Genomic DNA, 16,025 nt, shown 5'->3' with positions numbered 1-16,025 from the left:
CGCCCGGCGGCGGTCGGCATCCGTCCCCGGCCGGTCGCCGAGGGCGCTCGTGACGGGCCTGACGCCCCTGTTGCATACTGCGCTGTATACAGAGCCNTGTACATGCATTGGACGGTAAGGATTCGAATGTTTCCGATCAATGCGCTCGTTGTTACTTTCCTGNGACGGGGATTGCGGACGCGTTAACGGCCGTCCGTGGACGGTTCGGTCAACGGACGGGACGGAGGCTGACGCGGTGATGGACGACGGGACGATGCGTGGAACGGGGAGGCCGTGATGTCGGAGACGAGGGCGGCCGGGACGCCCGGCACGGCAGGAGGGACCGGGGTGGTGCCACCCGTCGTGCTCGTGCACGGCACGGCGACGACAGGGGCGGTGTGGCGGCACGTGCGTCGAGAACTCGGCGACCGGCCGGTGCAGGCCCCGGACCGGCCGTCCACCGGGAGTCTGGCCGCGGAACTGGTGGCGCTGCGGCCGCTGCTCGACGGCGCCGTCTACGGCGGGGTGAGCGGCGGCGCGACGCTGGGGCTGGCGATCCTCGCCGCCGGCGTGCCCCTGGCGGGTGCCGTGCTGCACGAGCCGGCCGTGGGGTCGCTGCTGCCCGGGCTGCTCGCGCCGATGGCCGCCGCGTTCGCCCAGGGCGGCGTGGTCCCCTTCGCCCGCGCGCTGTACGGGCCCGCGTGGAGCTCCGCCGACGCACCGGCCGACCCGGACGCCGTCGCTCGGGACCTGGCGATGTTCCTGGACTTCGAGCCGCCGCCGCTGCCGGCGCGGATCTGCCCGACGATCATCACGGTGGGGGCGGACTCGCCGCCCGTGCGCCATCGTGCCGCCCTGCTCCTGCGGGAGAAGCTGGGGCTGACGGTCCGGGTCGTGCCCGGTTGCGGACACGCAGCCCACCTGGAGGCGCCGGCCGCCTTCGCCCGCCTGCTCGAGAGCGTCCACCGTGGCCCCGAGGCCGGCTCGGCGCCTGCTTCCCGCGGGCAGTCCAGCTCCGACCACGGATTGCGCGTGCCGGGGGCGCGGTCAACGCGGTAAACCGTGCCTCGGCACCCGCAATTCGCCTGATCTGGCGCGGGTGCCGTGGTACGGCGGTCGGGCTTACCTACCGGTAGAGGTATTGTGCCGGGAAAGCCGGCCCGACGCGGCGCTTTCCTCCTCGTGGCCCGCGCCGGTGACCAGCGGTGTCGCCTGCGGTCAGCGCTCGACGTGGTGCGGCGGCAGATCGGCGAGGAGCCGCTCGATGTCCGGGTCGTCTTCCTCGGACAATGACTCGTCGCCCCATCCGATCTCCCGTTCGTCGTCGAACGCNTCGTCGTCGCGCGGCTCAGTGGCGCCCATGATCTTCCCCTCGTGTGGCGCGGCCTGTTGGTTGCCGCGGTCCCGGACCGGCGATCGCGGTCGGGGCCGCAGGTCGGTGCTGAATCGATTGCCGACGGGACGCCGACTGCGTCCCGCTGACGGGTTAGCCGCGAGCCGTTGTTCGGCCCGATGCCCGGGCCGCTCACGCGCCCGGGCCGGCTGCGGCAATGCCGCCGGCCGGGGGCGCGGGGCCCGGATCCGGACGGGATGGTGGCCACCCGGATCCGGGCCGCGCGCCGACGGTCAATCTACGCCGCTGGAACCACCGCGGGCGGGTGGCGGCGTGGCCAGGGCGTGCCCGATCACCTCGATGACGAGCCGCAGGGTAGCCCGGCTGCCCGCCAGGAAGGCGTCCGTCTCCCGTTGGGACCACGCGGAAGCGACGATCCCGGGCTCCGGCGTCCGGACATCCAGGACCGCCCGGATCGACGCCCGGTAGCGGCTCACCGTGATCGGCGGATCCCCGATCGGATCGGTGTCGTAGTCCTCGTCGCGGTCTAACAGCGCCCCGACCTCATCGGCGCGGCGTGGCGTGGGGGGCATCAGTTTCCTCCTCCGTAAATTTGCTACGCAGCAAAATAGACCCTAGCGAGGTTCTTGGGGAAGAGCANAGTGGTTACGATGTTCCGCGTGGACGACGGTGAGCAGTTGGTCGGCATCGGGGACATCGCGTTCCAACTCAAGATCACTCGCCAGGCGGTGGACTACTGGACGCGCAAGGACTCCCGGTTTCCGGCACCCTTGCAGGTCATCAACGCGCCGACGGGTAGTGGTGCCAAAGGCACCCGAGTTTGGNGCAAGCGAGAGGTAGACGCCTGGATCGTGGAGCACTATCGACGCCGCAAACAGTAGGCGGTGTGTCTGGTACGGCGGCGCGGGCGCGTGACCCGATCCGGAGTCGGTCCGGATCGGCGGCCGTCGCCGTCGTCGGCTTCGGCGGTACCTGCCGTCCGGAGGCGAACGGAAATGCCTGGCAGCCGTGCTGAATCGCACTAACAGCGCATTTCGGGGAGCTGTACGAAACGGAACGTCCGCTCCCGTCCCGGTTCATCGGTGTGCGGTGCTCCGATCTGAGCGGAGCGCCGGTCGCCGGTCACCACTGGGGGAAGGCGAGNCGGACAGGCATGGGACGCCCGTCCACGTGGCACTCGTCGGGCCTGCCCGACCGCGCGACCGCGACCGTCGACTCCCGTGATCCCGGCTTCGTCGGACCCGGCCTCCTCCGGCCCCGGCTCCGGCATCGGTCACGTCGCCGTGGGTCCCGTCATCCGGTCTCGTCGGCATCGGCATCGGTCAGGGCGACGCGGAGCCCCGGCCTCGTCTCGTTCGGGTCGCCGGGGGCGGTGCGGTGCATCGGGTACCGCTCCGGTGCCGGCAAGCGTGCGGGACGTACCGCAGTGCGCCACCCGGCAGTGGGCTGACGCCGAGGGCCGGTCGTGCGGGACCGGTCGCGCGAAGGCGGGTGCTCGGCCCGGCGGGGTGCTTGGCCCGGCGGGGCGCGTGGTCCAGCGGGGCGCCGAGTCCAGCGGGGCGCCGGGTCGTTGCCGCCCGGGGCATACCGAAGGCGCCCGGGGCGACGAGCGCCCGGACGCCTTCGGTGGACGGTGCAGGTGTGTCGGTCGGTCAGGCCGCCGCGGTGCTGGAGGCCGTGCTCGACGTCGAGGGCGCCGACGAGGACGAGCTGCTGCTCGCCGCGGTGGCGGCCGAGGACGACTCGGAGCTGGACGACGAGTCGCTTCCGCCGGCGGAGCTGGTGGCGTTGGTGCTCGCGGCGTCCGCGGTGTCCTTCGGGCGGTGCTGCGTGGAACCGCCGGCGGAGCTCGACCGGCTGTCGTTCTTGTAGAAGCCNCTGCCCTTGAACACCACGCCCACCGAACCGAACACTTTACGAAGTCGTCCGGCGCAGGTCGGGCACTCCGTCAGTGACGCATCGCTGAAGCTCTGCACGACTTCAAGGTCACGTCCGCAGTCGGTGCAGCGGTACTGGTAGGTAGNCACGTACTCCTCCCGGAGCTGGCACTCAGAAGTGGCGACTGCCAACTTTAGCTCGTGGACGGNCTCGGATGTTCCCGGGTGCCGTCGGTCGGTTCNCACCGTAGCGTACGACTTGGCGTGACGATGATCTTCACGCTGCGATCGTGCTCCTCCGTGGGGACGAGATCGAGCAGCTCCTGGTCGTAGAGCACGGCGATCACGGGCACGTCGGGCGCGACCCGGCGCAGCGCGCGGTCGTAGGAGCCGCCGCCCCGACCGAGTCGCCGTCCCGCCCGATCGACGGCGAGCGCCGGGATGATCACGACGTCGGCCGCGGAAAGGTCCCCCGAGGGTGCCGCCGCGGGTGGCTCCCGGGTGCCCAGGGCGCCCGGGATCAGGGTGCCGGCGTACTCGCGGAAGTCGAGGTCGAGATCGGCGCGCACCACCGGCAGCAGCACCCGGGTGCCGCGGGCGAGCAGCCGGGCCAGCAGGTCGGCGAGATCGGGCTCGCCGGGCAGCCCCACATAGGCCGCGACGCACCGGGCGTCGGTGATCTCGGGGATCTGCAGGATCCGTGTCGCCAGCACCGCCGTGTCCGCCGACGACCAGGGCTCGTGGCGCAGGGCCAGGGAGGCTCGCCGCTGGGCGAGCAGCCGGGCGCGCAGCCGTTGCTTGGCGGAGCCGCCCGCCGCGGCGTCACCGTCCGATCCGAGCACCGCGCCGGCCACCGGCAGGCCGGGGTGCAGGGCCGGCGGCAGGGAGGGTGGCAGGGCGGGCGGCCGGGTCGGCGGCTCGGCGGCGGGCGTCTCCCGCGGGTGATCGGGTGGTGGGTGTTTTCCCTGCACGTGCTCAGCCTCCCGCAGGTCGGCGCCGCAGGGGCGGTTGCCGGGGTCCTCGGCCTCGGATGATGTCGTGGGATGCGCGGCGGAGCAGGCCACCGGCCCGCGCGGCCACGACGGGTCACACCGGCGGCCGCGGTCGCGGGGGCGCCGGCGGGGCTCCACGGCCCGCGGACGGGGCGCGCGAGCCGCAGCGGGCGGGTCGTCCGGATCGTGGGAGCCGTGGGCGGCGGGTGGGCGGGGTGGGTGCTTGGCGCGCGGGGCCGGCGGTGTCGTGGCCGGGCCGGTGGCGCCCGGCACCCGGACGGACACCGCCCGACCTGTGCATCGTCCGTGGAAGGCGCCCGCCGCGGTGCCCGTGCACTTCGACCCGGCTAAGGTTTCCCCATGCCAGTGACGAAGGCGGTTATTCCGGCCGCGGGTCTGGGCACTCGCTTCCTGCCGGCCACCAAGGCGGTGCCCAAGGAGATGCTGCCGGTCGTCGACAGGCCGGCTATCGAATACGTCGTCGAGGAGGCCTCCCGGGTCGGCCTGCGCGACGTCCTCCTTGTCACCAGTCGTACCAAGAAGGCGATCGAGGACCATTTTGATCGAGAGGNGGACATCGAGGCCGCGCTCGAACGCAAGGGCGACGAGACCCGCCTTCGCCGAGTCCGCGCGTCGGCGGAGCTGGCCGAGGTGCACTCGGTCCGCCAGCCCTCGCCGCGGGGGCTCGGTCACGCCATCCTGTGCGCGGCCGCGCACGTGGGCGACGAGCCCTTCGCCGTCCTGCTCGGTGACGATCTCATCGACGAGCGCGACCCGCTGCTGGCGGAGATGCTCGCGGTGCAGGCCCGCTTCGGCGGCAGCGTCATCGCGCTGATGGAGGTCCCGCGGGAGNAGGTCTCGATGTACGGCGTCGCCACCGTGGAGTCCGTCCCCACCGGGCCGGACGACCGGTACGGGATCGTGCGCATCCTGGACCTGGTGGAGAAGCCGCCGGTCGCGGAGGCGCCGAGCAACCTGGCGATCATCGGCCGCTACGTCCTGGCCCCGGAGATCTTCGAGGTGCTGCGGCGCACCGAGCCCGGGCGAGGCGGGGAGATCCAGATCACCGACGCGCTGCGGACGCTGGCGCTGAACGCGGTGGCCGGGGGCACGGACGCCCAGCCGGTGCACGGCGTGGTGTTCACGGGCCGGCGCTACGACACCGGGGACCGGATCGACTACCTCAAGGCGGTCATCCGGCTCGCCTGCGAGCGGGCGGATCTGGGCCCCGACCTCTATCCGTGGCTCGAGGAGTACGTCGCCGCCGGCGGACCCAAGGGAAATTTGTCCTAATTCACGGGCCTTTCTCCGACCTTCCTCCCTCTGATTGACCTTGTTGCATTCGTCTAACCTTGACGCTTCCGGCGTGGGCAGGAACGCTCCCGGGATCGGCCCGGGCGCGATCGGCGCGCAGGTCGGGCGTGGATCGGTGGACGTCGACGGGTGCGTGGCACCCGCCCGCCCGCCGATGCAGTGAAGGTGTCCGGGCTCCGATGGCCGTAGCCCGGACGATGCCGGCCGGGCACGCCGGGCCGGCATCACAGGGCAACAGGAACGGGGACGGGCGCCGATGACGACGGTGGATGAACACCTGGAGCGGATTCTCGCGGAGGTGGCGCCGACCCGCCCCCGGCGCGCCGGGCTGGAACAGGCCCACGGCTGCGTGCTCGCCGCCGACGTCCGGGCGACGGTGGCCCTGCCCAGCTTCGACAACTCGGCCATGGACGGCTACGCCGTGCGGGCTGCCGACGTCGCCGCGGCCACCGCCGACGCCCCCACCACGCTGCCTGTCGTCGGCGACATCCCGGCCGGGCCCGGCACGCCGGCGCCGCTGGATCCCGGCACGGCGGTGCGGATCATGACCGGCGCTCCGCTGCCCCGCGGAGCGGACGCGGTGGTCCAACTCGAGTGGACCGACGGCGGGCGCGCATCGGTCGCGGTCCGCCGACCCGCCGCCCGCGGGCTGCACATCCGCCGTGCCGGCGAGGATGTCACCCCCGGCGCGCTGGTGCTGCCGGCGGGGACGGTCATCGGCTCGGCCCAGATCGGCCTGCTCGCCGCCGTCAACGTGGCGCGCCCGCCGGTGCACCCGCGGCCCCGGGTGGCGGTGCTGTCCACGGGCACCGAGCTCGTCGAGGTCGGCTCGCGGCTCGGCGCGGGGCAGATCGTCGACTCCAACAGTCACGGCATCGCCGCCGCCGCCCGCGAGGCCGGCGCAATCGTCCGCCGGCTGACCGGCGTGCCCGACGAGCCCGACGCCTTCGCCAAGGCCCTGCACGGCGTGCTGGGCGAGGTCGACGCGGTGGTGACCACCGGCGGGGTCAGCGTCGGCGCCTACGACGTCGTCAAGGAGGTCCTCACCGGGACCGGCAGCGTGCGGTTCGACCAAGTGGCGATGCAGCCGGGCAAACCGCAGGGCTTCGGCCTGGTCGACGGGGTGCCGATCTTCACGTTGCCCGGCAACCCGGTCAGCGCGCTGGTCTCCTTCGAGCTGTTCGTGCGCCCGGCCCTGCGCCGGATGCGCGGGCTGGNGGCCACGGGTCTGCCGCGGATCGTCGTGACGGTCGGCACGGCGCTGCGTTCCCAGCCCGGCCGGCGCACGTTCGTGNGGGTCGTCCTCGACCATCTCGACGTCGACGGCCGGCCCGGCCCGGACACCGTCGCCCGCCCGGCCGGCGGCCAGGGCTCCCACCAGCTCACCTCCCTGGCCGGCGCGCAGGCGTTGCTGGTCATCGCCGAGGACATGACGGAGGTGCCGGCCGGCGCCCGGCTGCCGGCACTGTTGCTTGGCGGGGACGCAGGCGCCATCCTCTCCGGCATGGGCTGGGCGGAGACCGACAGGTCGGACACGGGCACGGGCGCAGGCGCAGGCGTGGGCGTGGGGCCGTCGGAACCGTCGGGGCCGAACGCCCGATGACCGCGGCCCGGCTCACCCACGTCGACGAGCACGGCGCGGCCCGAATGGTCGACGTCACGGCCAAGGACGTCACCGCCCGCACGGCGAGCGCCACCGGCCTGCTGCGGGTCACCCCGGAGGTGGTCGGGCTGCTGCGCGGCACCGGGGTGCCCAAGGGGGACGCGCTCGGGACCGCCCGGATCGCCGGGATCATGGGCGCGAAGCGCACGCCGGACCTCGTCCCGCTGTGCCATCCCATCGCGATCTCCGGGGTCACCGTCGACCTCACCGTCCGCGACGACGGGGTGGAGATCACCGCCACCGTGCGGACGGCCGACCGGACCGGCGTCGAGATGGAGGCGCTGACCGCCGTCACCGTGGCCGGACTGACCCTGCACGACATGGTCAAGGCGGTCGATCCCGGCGCGGAACTGACCGGTGTGCGGGTGCTGGCCAAGACGGGCGGGCGCCACGGCGACTGGCGCGCCGGGCCCTCCCGGGAGGTCGTGCCGACCACGCCGGCGGGACCGGCGGAGGCGGCGGAGGCGGCGGGACCGGCGGAGGCGGCGGGACCGGCGGAGGCGGCGGGACCGGCGGAGGCGGCGGGACCGGCGGAGGCGGCGGGACCGGCGGAGGCGGTCCGGTGAGTGGCTCGTCGAGCCCTCCGCCGGGAGCGCGAGCTCGGGTCGTCACCGTGTCCGACCGGGCGTACGGGGGCGTCTACCCGGACCGCTCCGGGCCGCTGCTCGTCACCGGGCTGGCCGCGCTCGGCTTCGCGGTCGGCCCGGCGCAGGTCGTCCCCGACGAGCGGGAGCGGATCACGGCCGCCCTGCGGGCCGCCGTCGCCGACGGGATCGACCTGGTCGTCACCACCGGCGGGACCGGTCTCGGGCCGCGGGACGTCACCCCCGAGGCGACCGGGGACGTGATCGAACGGCCGATCCCCGGACTCGCCGAGGCGCTGCGGGCCGCCGGCCGTGACGCCGTCCCCGCGGCGGTGCTCTCCCGCGGGCTTGCCGGGACCGCGGCGGCGACGCTGGTGGTGAACCTGCCGGGTTCGACGGGCGGCGTCCGCGACGGGCTGGGCGTGCTTGCCGGGGTGGTCGGACACGCCGTGGCCCAGCTCCGCGGCGCCGGCGACCACACGGCGGCTGACCACACGGCGGCTGACCAGACGGCCGCTGACCACACGGGGGCGCCCGGCGTCGCCGAGACGGCGGAGTAGGGCGCCATGGTGCGGGCTCCGGGCTGGCCGGCGGTGCTGTCCGAGGGATCGGTGACGGTGCGGCCGCTGCGGCTGCGTGACGCCTCCGCGTGGGTCGAGGTGCGGCTGCGCAACGCCGACTGGCTGGCGCCGTGGGAGGCGACCCCGCCCGGTCTCGTCATGGTCCGCGAGACCTGGGCGCAGCGCCAGACCATCTCGGTGTACCGGCAGATGCTGCACCGGCTGCGTCAGCAGGCGCGGATCGGCATGGCGTTGCCGTTCGGGGTCGTTTTCCACGGGCGGCTCGTCGGCCAGGTGACGGTGTCGACGATTGTCCGCGGCGCCTTCAACAGCGCGCAGGTCGGCTACTGGGTGGACAGCGGCTTCGCCGGGCGGGGCATCACCCCGACGGCCCTCGCGCTCGTCGTCNACCACTGTTTCGGCCCGGTCGGCCTGCACCGCGTCGAGGCCAATGTGCGGCCCGAGAACTCCGCCAGCCAGCGGGTGCTGGCCAAGCTCGGTTTCCGCGAGGAGGGCCTGCACCGGCGCTATCTCTCCATCGACGGGCACTACCGCGACCACCTCGGATTCGCGCTCACGACCGAGGACGTTCCCGAGGGGCTCGTGCGCCGCTGGCGGGAGAGCCGCTACAGCCGGCCCTGACCGCTCGCGGTCGGCCCCGCGCGGACGCGCCGGCGTCGGCGAGCGTGAGCCGCCGCCAGCTGCCCCGATCCGCGGTGGCCCGGAGCGGGATCGGGGGCCCGCTTCCGGGTTATGCCGTGGGTGGGGTGACGAGTTCCACTCCGCTCGGTGGCGGGTGTCGGTAAGCGGACGCCCGCCCCTCGTCGTCACGGCGCGTTGTTCCGACACTCACGCCCGAGCTCATTCGCAGCGACCTGCTGGAGGCGGGTGCTATCTGCGAGTGCCTGCGTATGCCAAGCCGAGCCCACACGGGGGGCTCGGGGTCGGTTAGACGACGGTGGGACGACCCTCGCCCATCCGATTGCGGATGCGACACGCGGGGTTCGGGTCGGTGACCACGTGGATTTCGCTCACTAGCGTCAACAGCGAAATCGCTATCCGCTGGTGTCGAGAAGAGGCCCCGCATGGTCAGCACCTCCGCGCTCGCCGCGCTCGCCGCGCCCGGCGCGGACGGTGCGTGCTCGGCCTCCCGCGCGGGAATCGTGCCGGTTCCGGCGCCGCGGCATCGCGGGATCCACTCCGGCCGGACGGCGGTGCTCCGGTGAGCGCGCTGATCTGGGCGGCGATTGTCGCGGTGTGGGGATTTGTCCTGATCCCCATGTGGCTGCGCCGCCACGACACGGCCTCGGAGCAGCGTTCCACCGAGCGGTTCACGGTGGCGATGCGGGTGCTCTCCCGCCGTCCACCTGACCACGACGAGGCCGAACCCGATCGATTCGACAGTGACCATGAACGTCTCGGCGGGGTGAGAGGAACGGGTATGTCGCAGGCGGAGTCCCCCCGTTCGCGCGATCCCATCACCGGCGCGCAGGCCGCGCCGGACTCCTACGCGGCGCGGGTGTCCGCGCGCCCCGGCGCTCCTGGGGACCCCGACGACAGGTCGGCGGCTTCGAGTGGTCCGGCGGCTTCGAGTGGTCCGGCGGCTCCGGGCAGGCCGGCGGCTTCAGCCAGGCCTACGGCTTCGGGCCGGCCGGCGAGCCTGGGCTGGCCGGGAACTCCCGGAGGGCCCGGTACGTCGGGCGGGTCCACGGCCGCGGGTGGGCTGGGGTCGTCGGCGCGGTCCGGGGCTTCGGGCGGCCCGGTGTCGGCCGGCGGCGACGGCCCGGTCCGCGGCGGCGAGCGGGTCGACTCCCGCCGCACCATCGCGCTGCACCGGGTGGCCGCAGAGCGGGCGGCCCTGATGCGGGTGCGCCGCCAGCGGCTGACCCTGATGGCGGCGGTGTTCCCGGTGACCGTCGTGCTGGCCGTCGTGTTCGGCGGGATGTGGATCGCCGTGCAGCTCCTGGTCGATCTCGGGCTCGCCGGTTACCTCGTTCACCTGCGCCGCGCCGCCCAGGTCGAGCGCCGGCTGGCGATCACCCGGGTCTCGATCGAGCGCCGGATCGAGGCCGAGCGGGTCGCCCGCAGCCGCCGCCGGCCGGTCGGCTCCTCCTTCGCGTACCACGAGCGAGACGCCGGCGCCCAGGACACCGGCTCGGGCGCCGGCTCCCACCACGGCCGTCCCCAGCCGGCGGAGGAGCTGACCCCCGAGGAGCTCGCGCATGCCCGGGCGGAGACGATCGACCTCGGCGGTCTGATCGCCGCCCAGCACGCCTACCGCGACGACGCCGGGCAGGACGAGCAGCCCGGACCGACCCACTGGACGGGCGGGGGAGCCCATCCCGAGAGCCCGGCCGTAGCCAGCGTGCAGGAGCAGGAGCCGGGCGGCCCGGNGAGTGGCGGCCACGCGAAGGTCCTCTACGGCTACGCACCATCCGCCGGCCCCGAAGCGCACGTCGGTCATGACGGTGCCGGCTACGACTACGAGGGTGCCGGTTACGACGGTGCCGGTTACGAGGGTGCCGGTTACGACGGTGCCGGTCACGACGCTGCCGGTCACGGGGCCGAGTACGTCGAGGTGGAGGCCGGGGACGTCGGGGACGTCGGGGCGGCAGCGGCGGCACGCATGACCGCCCGTCCGGCGGTCCGTCCCCCCAACCGGCCGACCACCTCGCGTCCCGGCCGTGTCCAGATCAACCCGCCGGGCACCCATGGCGGGCTGATCGCGTCCCCGGAGGCGGCGCCGGCAGGCGGGTCCGCGGCCGGCGACCCGGCCGGCGAGAATCCCGGCGACATCGACCCGCTGCTGCGCCGCCACGCCGTCGGGAGCTGAGCGCNGGGGCTGGGGCGGCACGCTGGCCCGGCATCCCACTGAGCTGCCGNCAGCATCCCGTCGAGCGGCGCCGAACCAGCCCGCTCAGGGCAGTGGGCCCAGCCGGGCCACCGCGCGGGCCGGGGCGCCGTCGGCCGCGGCGAGCGGCAGGGGAAACAGGAAGATCTCGATCGTCCGCCCCTGCGCCCGGGCCCGCAGCAGCCTCGCCAGGCCGGTGAGGTTCTCGGCGATCACCGCGCCGGCGCCGCACAGCACCCGGTGCGCCGCCAGGCTGAACTCCTGGCCCGGCCCGGGGGTGCGGTCCACGCTCAGGGCGTCGATGCCGACGGTCCGCACCCCGGCGTCGGCGATCGCCCGGGCCGTGTCCGGCGCCAGGTAGGGGTGGCGCAGGTAGTCGGGGTGCCCCCAGCGATCCGACCAGCCGGTCACGAACAGGACGACGTCACCGGGGCGCAGGCCCGCCGGGAGCGCGGCGGGCCCGATCGCCCCCTGCGCCGCCTGTCCGCGCGCGTCGATGAGCACCGCCGGGCCGGTGAAGCGGTCCAGCGGCAGCTCGTCGAGGCGGGGCAGGGCGTCGTCGATGTGCCAGGGCGCGTCGACGTGCGTGCCCGACTGCGAACCCAGGTGCAGGCGCTGCACGTTCACGCCGTCCTCGGCCGCGCGCAGCGCCGGCGCCACGGCCACCTCGGGATCCCCCGGGTACACGGGCATCCCGCTGACGATCGGCACGGACAGGTCGACCAGTTCGACCAGTTCGCGGCCCCGCGCACCGTCGTCGACGGGAATGCTCGGCATGGGAACCTCCGACGGTGGGGGCGCCCGCGGGCGGCGGGCCGTGGCACCACCATGCCTGCCGGTCCGGCGTTCCGGCCGGCGCGGCCGGCGTGGTCGGCGTGGTCGGCGTCGACTCAGCGACTGACCGGCGTCTTCAGCGGGTCGTACTCCGCCAGGAGCCGCTCCAGCCGGACCTGGTCCACCCGGTTGACGACGCTGGCCGCCTCCTGTTGGTCGCGCACNCACTTGGCCAGGGTGAACGCCGAGGTCACGGTGTAGAGCAGGCCGAGCCAGAGGAAGGCGCGCATCCAGGAGTCGCCGGGCAGCCGGGCGATCGCGTACGTGACGGCGCACAGGGACACGGCGAACGACAGCGCCGCCTGGACGAAGAAGACGGTCGTGGTCCTGGCCTGCGGTGGTGTGGGCGACATATGGATCAGTCTCGGGCCGCTGCGGCGTCCTGACATGAGTACGGATACTCATTCCGTCCTGAGTGCACCTTCTGTCACACTTGCCGGGTGGGGATCCCACAGGGACCGGCCGGCGTGCGGGGCGCGCTGTGGCGGTCCCTGACGGTCTACCGCTGGGTGTCGCTCGCCTACGCCGTCGCCCTGGTCGGCCAGACCCTCGGGCAGGCCGACCGGCCCGCGCTCGGCGTCACCCTCTTCGGCGTGATGACGGCCTGGTCGCTGGTCATGTCGGTGCTCGCGCCCGCCATCGACGGCCGGCGCCCTCGGCTGCTGGCCGTCCTCGTCGCCGCGGACGTCACGCTCTGCGCGGCGATGGTCGTCCTGACCCTGCCGGTGGGTCCCCGCTCCGGCCACGTCCTGCCGGGGATGTGGTCGGCCGGCGGCGTCCTCGGCGCGGCGCTGCTGGGCGGCACGGCGGGCGGCCTGGTCGCCGGCCTGCTGCTGTCGATCGCGACGTTCGTCGAACGCGGCGTGGTCAACGACTCCTCGATCGGCACGGCCGTGCTGTTCCTGCTGTCCGGGACGATCGTCGGGTACCTGAGCCGCACGGCGCTGGTGGCGGAGACGGCGCTCGCCGACCTGCTGGCCGCGCGGGCCGGCGACGCCGAGCGGGAGCGGCTGGCCCGCCGCGTGCACGACGGCGTTCTGCAGGCGCTCGCGCTGATCTCGCGGGAGGCGCCGCGGGGGCTGCCCGCGGCCGAGGTGGCGGCGATGGCCGCCGAGCAGGAGGCGGCGCTGCGGGAGCTGCTGCGCACGCCCGCCGTCGCGCCGGTCATGGCCGGCGCGGCTGGTGGCAGGTCGGGCGGCAGATCGGGCGGCACAACTGCGGGCAGAACGGCGGGCAGAACGGCGGGCAGGGCGACCGGCAGGTCGGGTGGCAGGGTGCCGCGGACGGGTAGTGGGATCTCGGCGGACCTGGTGGAGCCGCTGCTCCGGCTGGCGCGACCGGCGGCGCCGGGCCGGGGCGCGGTGACGGTGGCGACGCCGGGCGCGCCGGTACCCCTGGGCGTCGAGTGCGCGCGGGAGGTCGTCGCCGCGGTCGAGGCCACGGTGGACAACGTGGCCCGCCATGCCGGCCCCGGGGCGTCGGCCTGGGTGCTCGTGGAGGACGACGGCGACCGGGTCGTCGTGACCGTCCGGGACGACGGGGTGGGGATGGCGGCCGGGCGCCCGGAGCAGGCCGCCGCCGAGGGGCGGCTGGGGCTCGCGGTCTCGGTGCGGGGGCGCGTGCGGGAGCTGGGTGGCACGGTGACCGTGACGAGCCGGCCCGGCGCGGGGACGGAGGTCGAGCTGCGTGTCCCACGATGACAGGCCACCGGCGAGGGTGGTGGTCGTCGACGACCATCCCCTGTGGCGGGAGGCGTTGAGTCGGGATCTGGACCAGGCGGGGTTCGCGGTGGTCGGCACGGCCGGCTCGGTGGCGCAGGCGCTGCGGGTGGTCGCCGCGACCCGGCCCGACCTCGTCGTTGTCGATCTGATGCTCCCGGACGGCTCGGGCGTCGAGGTGATCCGGGGCCTGCGCGGTCCGGGGGCGGCCGGCGGGTTCGGCGGCGCGGTCCTGATCGTCTCGGCCTCCGGCGAGCAGGGCGATGTCCTCGCGGCGGTGCAGGCCGGGGCGTCGGGATACGTCGTCAAGTCGGCGCGGCCCGAGGAGCTCGTCGACGCCGTGCGTCGCACGGCCGCCGGTGTCCCCGTCTTCAGCGCGGGGCTCGCCGCGCTCGTGCTGGGGGAGATGTCGCGGGCGGAGCGCGACGTGACCGCGACGCCGTCGACCCCCCGGCTCACGGCGCGGGAGATCGAGGTGCTGCGCCTGATCGCGAAGGGCCTGTCAGCCCGGGACGCGGCGGCGCGTCTCGGCGTCTCGCATCGCACCGTGCAGAACCATGTGCACAACGTGCTGGGGAAGCTCCAGCTCCGCAACCGGGTGGAGCTGACCCGGTTCGCCCTCCGCGAGGGCTACGACGACGCGTCCTGACGTGCCGCCCGGCGGCCTCCGCCGGACCGCCTCCGACCGGCCGCCGCGGACCACACGCGGGGGCGCGTCGGCGCGAACGAGTCGATGGATCGAGGTCCGCGGCGGCGCCGTACGCTCGCTGGCATGACCGAGGTTCTCCAGCCGGTGCCGGCCCTGCACCGACCGGACCTGCTCGCGGCGGCGACCGCGGCGGCGCTGGCGGCCTGGCCGGACGCGGGGTCCGCGCCGCCCGTCGAGCGGGTCGAGGTGGCCCAGATCGACCCAGAGGTGGCCGACACGGCCGCGTTCTGCGCGCGCTACGGGGTCGAGCCGGCCGACTCGGCGAACTGTGTGATCGTCGCGGCCCGGCGCGGAGCCGAGACCACGCTCGCGGCGTGCGTCGTCCTCGCGACGACAAGGGCGGACGTGAACGGGCTGGTCCGGCGCCGGCTGGCCGCCCGCAAGGTGTCGTTCGCGCCGATGGACACGGCCGTCTCCCGCACCGGGATGGAGCACGGCGGCATCACCCCGGTCGGGCTGCCCGCCGACTGGCCGCTGCTGATCGACCGCGCGGTCGCGGAGCATCCCCGGGTCGTCGTTGGCTCCGGCCTGCGCCGATCCAAACTGTGGCTGCCCGGGGCGGCGCTCGCCGCCCTCCCCGCCGCAGAGGTCCTCGACGCCCTCGGCACCTGAGGGGAAGCGGCCGGCTGGCAGGGAGGCGGGTTCGGCGTCAGACCGTCGTCTCGGTGAGCTGCGCCTGCACGATGCGGACGACGTCGTTGATCGTGGTCAGGGTGAAGACGTCCTCGTCCTCGATCTCGATGCTGTACTCGCGCTCGATCCGGGCGATNGCGAGCAGGACCTTCACCGAGTCCGTGCCCTCGACCGTCCGCAGGTTGAGGTCCGCGGCGAGGGTCTCGGCGGGCAGGCGGAGCGCGCCGGCGACGATCTCGGTCACCGTGTTGACGATCTCGGCGTGGGATGACGACATCGGGACTCCTCGGATCGTGCGATCGGCGGTTCGATGCGGATGAGACGACGGGCGTGCCCCGGCCCCGCCGGCCGGCGGGGCCGGGGCACGCCGGCGGGCCGGCGAAGCCCGGGGTGTCACGCCATGGAGTCGGCGAGGGCCTGTCGGATGTCGGAGTTCCGGGTCAGGTCCCGGCCGAGCGCGCTGCCGAGCGCGCGGCGCAGCTTGGCCTGGAGCCGGTCCTGCGCGTCCGGCGGCGAGAACCGCAGGAAGACGTCGATCACGTCGTCGACGGTCTCGTAGCCCCGCATCTCCTCGACGAGCTGATGCTTGTAGACCCCGACCGGGTGGTTGAGCCGCGAGCTCGTCGCATAGAAATGGATGCGTTCCAGGACCGAGGTGAGTTCCTCGGGGTGCTGCTCGAGCCGCCGCTTCAGGTAGTACAGGAATTCGCGGGCGTGGCCGGCCTCGTCGCGGCTCGCCCGCAGGAACAGGTCGGACAGGACGGGCTCACGCACCCAGGCGGACAGAGCCCGGTACGCGGTGTTGACGATGATCTCGGAGATCACGTTCGTGGCCAGGGTGGCGCTCGGCGTGATGCCACGCTCGTACGGCTCGCGCAACGCCTCGATCCTGGCCTGGTCGATGTGTACGTCGACCGCCTTCAGCCAGGCCCGGAACGCGTAGTGGTGCTGGAGCTC

15 protein-coding genes and 10 pseudogenes are annotated in these 16,025 nt (G+C 74.3%); 17 read left to right on the top strand and 8 right to left on the bottom strand.

Going from position 1 to position 16,025, the window contains the following annotated elements; genetic code table 11:
- Window positions 1-276: 276 nt before the first annotated feature.
- Window positions 277-1,038 carry an alpha/beta fold hydrolase gene (locus UK94_RS23635; protein WP_050997280.1) on the top strand — a complete coding sequence of 254 codons (762 nt, stop codon included), beginning with the start codon at window positions 277-279 and terminating at the stop codon, window positions 1,036-1,038.
- A gap of 567 nt (window positions 1,039-1,605) precedes the next feature.
- On the opposite strand, the gene UK94_RS23630 is transcribed toward UK94_RS23635, so the two are convergent.
- Complete coding sequence (locus UK94_RS23630; protein WP_011607446.1) at window positions 1,606-1,905, bottom strand: hypothetical protein; 300 nt, start codon at window positions 1,903-1,905, stop codon at window positions 1,606-1,608.
- Window positions 1,906-1,974: 69 nt separating this feature from the next.
- Between UK94_RS23630 and UK94_RS76405 the strand changes: the two are divergent.
- Both UK94_RS76405 and UK94_RS63295 read left to right on the top strand, forming a co-directional pair.
- Window positions 1,975-2,157 (top strand): annotated as a pseudogene (locus UK94_RS76405) (hypothetical protein); the annotation flags it as partial.
- A gap of 817 nt (window positions 2,158-2,974) precedes the next feature.
- Window positions 2,975-3,205: a hypothetical protein gene (locus tag UK94_RS63295; protein ID WP_011607444.1), complete on the top strand. Its 231-nt coding sequence runs from the start codon at window positions 2,975-2,977 to the stop codon at window positions 3,203-3,205.
- A 6-nt stretch (window positions 3,206-3,211) separates the two neighbouring features.
- Here the strand turns inward: UK94_RS63295 and UK94_RS63290 are convergent.
- Both UK94_RS63290 and UK94_RS23615 read right to left on the bottom strand, forming a co-directional pair.
- Window positions 3,212-3,356: pseudogene (locus UK94_RS63290) on the bottom strand (FmdB family zinc ribbon protein); the annotation flags it as partial.
- 97 nt (window positions 3,357-3,453) lie between these two features.
- The coding region (locus UK94_RS23615; protein ID WP_235489477.1) for a 5-formyltetrahydrofolate cyclo-ligase at window positions 3,454-4,181 on the bottom strand (728 nt) is incomplete at its 3' end.
- A gap of 381 nt (window positions 4,182-4,562) precedes the next feature.
- Between UK94_RS23615 and UK94_RS63285 the strand changes: the two are divergent.
- The 11 genes and pseudogenes from UK94_RS63285 to UK94_RS34070 all read left to right on the top strand — a co-directional run.
- Window positions 4,563-4,773: pseudogene (locus UK94_RS63285) on the top strand (sugar phosphate nucleotidyltransferase); the annotation flags it as partial.
- 1 nt (window position 4,774) lies between these two features.
- Window positions 4,775-5,054: pseudogene (locus tag UK94_RS63280) on the top strand (UTP--glucose-1-phosphate uridylyltransferase); the annotation flags it as partial.
- 1 nt (window position 5,055) lies between these two features.
- On the top strand, window positions 5,056-5,495 hold a 440-nt coding region (locus UK94_RS63275), incomplete at its 5' end, for a sugar phosphate nucleotidyltransferase (RefSeq protein WP_268761582.1).
- A gap of 277 nt (window positions 5,496-5,772) precedes the next feature.
- Window positions 5,773-6,733: pseudogene (locus UK94_RS23605) on the top strand (molybdopterin molybdotransferase MoeA); the annotation flags it as partial.
- 26 nt (window positions 6,734-6,759) lie between these two features.
- A pseudogene (locus tag UK94_RS74845) lies at window positions 6,760-6,810 on the top strand (hypothetical protein); the annotation flags it as partial.
- Between the two features lies 1 nt (window position 6,811).
- Window positions 6,812-7,119, top strand: a pseudogene (locus tag UK94_RS63270) (molybdopterin molybdenumtransferase MoeA); the annotation flags it as partial.
- A complete protein-coding gene (gene moaC, locus UK94_RS23600; protein ID WP_055751562.1) occupies window positions 7,116-7,745 on the top strand; it encodes a cyclic pyranopterin monophosphate synthase MoaC in 630 nt (209 codons plus the stop codon). The pseudogene UK94_RS63270 and the gene moaC, both read left to right, overlap by 4 nt.
- Entirely contained in the window at window positions 7,742-8,323 is a 582-nt protein-coding gene (locus UK94_RS23595; protein ID WP_055751561.1) for a MogA/MoaB family molybdenum cofactor biosynthesis protein, read from the top strand. Before moaC ends, UK94_RS23595 begins: the two co-directional genes overlap by 4 nt.
- Window positions 8,324-8,332: 9 nt before the next feature.
- A pseudogene (locus UK94_RS63265) lies at window positions 8,333-8,731 on the top strand (GNAT family protein); the annotation flags it as partial.
- A 1-nt stretch (window position 8,732) separates the two neighbouring features.
- Window positions 8,733-8,965, top strand: a 233-nt coding sequence (locus tag UK94_RS63260) for a GNAT family protein (protein ID WP_235489475.1), incomplete at its 5' end; no start/stop codon positions are given.
- A gap of 443 nt (window positions 8,966-9,408) precedes the next feature.
- On the top strand, window positions 9,409-9,549 hold the full coding sequence (locus UK94_RS34070; protein ID WP_157734409.1) for a hypothetical protein: 141 nt from the start codon (window positions 9,409-9,411) through the stop codon (window positions 9,547-9,549).
- A 1,691-nt stretch (window positions 9,550-11,240) separates the two neighbouring features.
- On the opposite strand, the gene UK94_RS23580 is transcribed toward UK94_RS34070, so the two are convergent.
- Entirely contained in the window at window positions 11,241-11,951 is a 711-nt protein-coding gene (locus tag UK94_RS23580; protein WP_011607435.1) for a cyclase family protein, read from the bottom strand.
- Window positions 11,952-12,173: 222 nt separating this feature from the next.
- The coding region (locus UK94_RS63255) for a YiaA/YiaB family inner membrane protein (protein ID WP_268761581.1) at window positions 12,174-12,361 on the bottom strand (188 nt) is incomplete at its 3' end.
- Window positions 12,362-12,475: 114 nt separating this feature from the next.
- Here UK94_RS63255 and UK94_RS23570 point away from each other — a divergent pair.
- From UK94_RS23570 to UK94_RS23560, 3 genes are all read left to right on the top strand, one after another.
- Window positions 12,476-13,708, top strand: a complete 1,233-nt coding sequence (locus tag UK94_RS23570) for a DUF5931 domain-containing protein (RefSeq protein ID WP_235489473.1) — start codon at window positions 12,476-12,478, stop codon at window positions 13,706-13,708.
- Entirely contained in the window at window positions 13,695-14,375 is a 681-nt protein-coding gene (locus UK94_RS23565; RefSeq protein WP_055751557.1) for a response regulator transcription factor, read from the top strand. The genes UK94_RS23570 and UK94_RS23565 overlap by 14 nt, the downstream gene beginning before the upstream one ends.
- Before the next feature lie 123 nt (window positions 14,376-14,498).
- Window positions 14,499-15,047, top strand: a complete 549-nt coding sequence (locus UK94_RS23560; protein WP_041939884.1) for a YbaK/EbsC family protein — start codon at window positions 14,499-14,501, stop codon at window positions 15,045-15,047.
- 37 nt (window positions 15,048-15,084) lie between these two features.
- On the opposite strand, the pseudogene UK94_RS63250 reads toward UK94_RS23560, so the two are convergent.
- The 3 genes and pseudogenes from UK94_RS63250 to UK94_RS23550 all read right to left on the bottom strand — a co-directional run.
- Window positions 15,085-15,204: pseudogene (locus UK94_RS63250) on the bottom strand (phosphopantetheine-binding protein); the annotation flags it as partial.
- 1 nt (window position 15,205) lies between these two features.
- Window positions 15,206-15,345, bottom strand: a pseudogene (locus UK94_RS63245) (acyl carrier protein); the annotation flags it as partial.
- Between the two features lie 116 nt (window positions 15,346-15,461).
- Window positions 15,462-16,025 (bottom strand): ferritin-like domain-containing protein (locus UK94_RS23550; protein ID WP_055751556.1); only part of this gene is annotated, 564 nt, incomplete at its 5' end.

The sequence above is a fragment of the Frankia sp. AvcI1 genome, assembly GCF_001420875.1.
Lineage (GTDB): Bacteria > Actinomycetota > Actinomycetes > Frankiales > Frankiaceae > Frankia > Frankia alni.
This window is presented reverse-complemented; position numbering and strand designations above follow the sequence as displayed.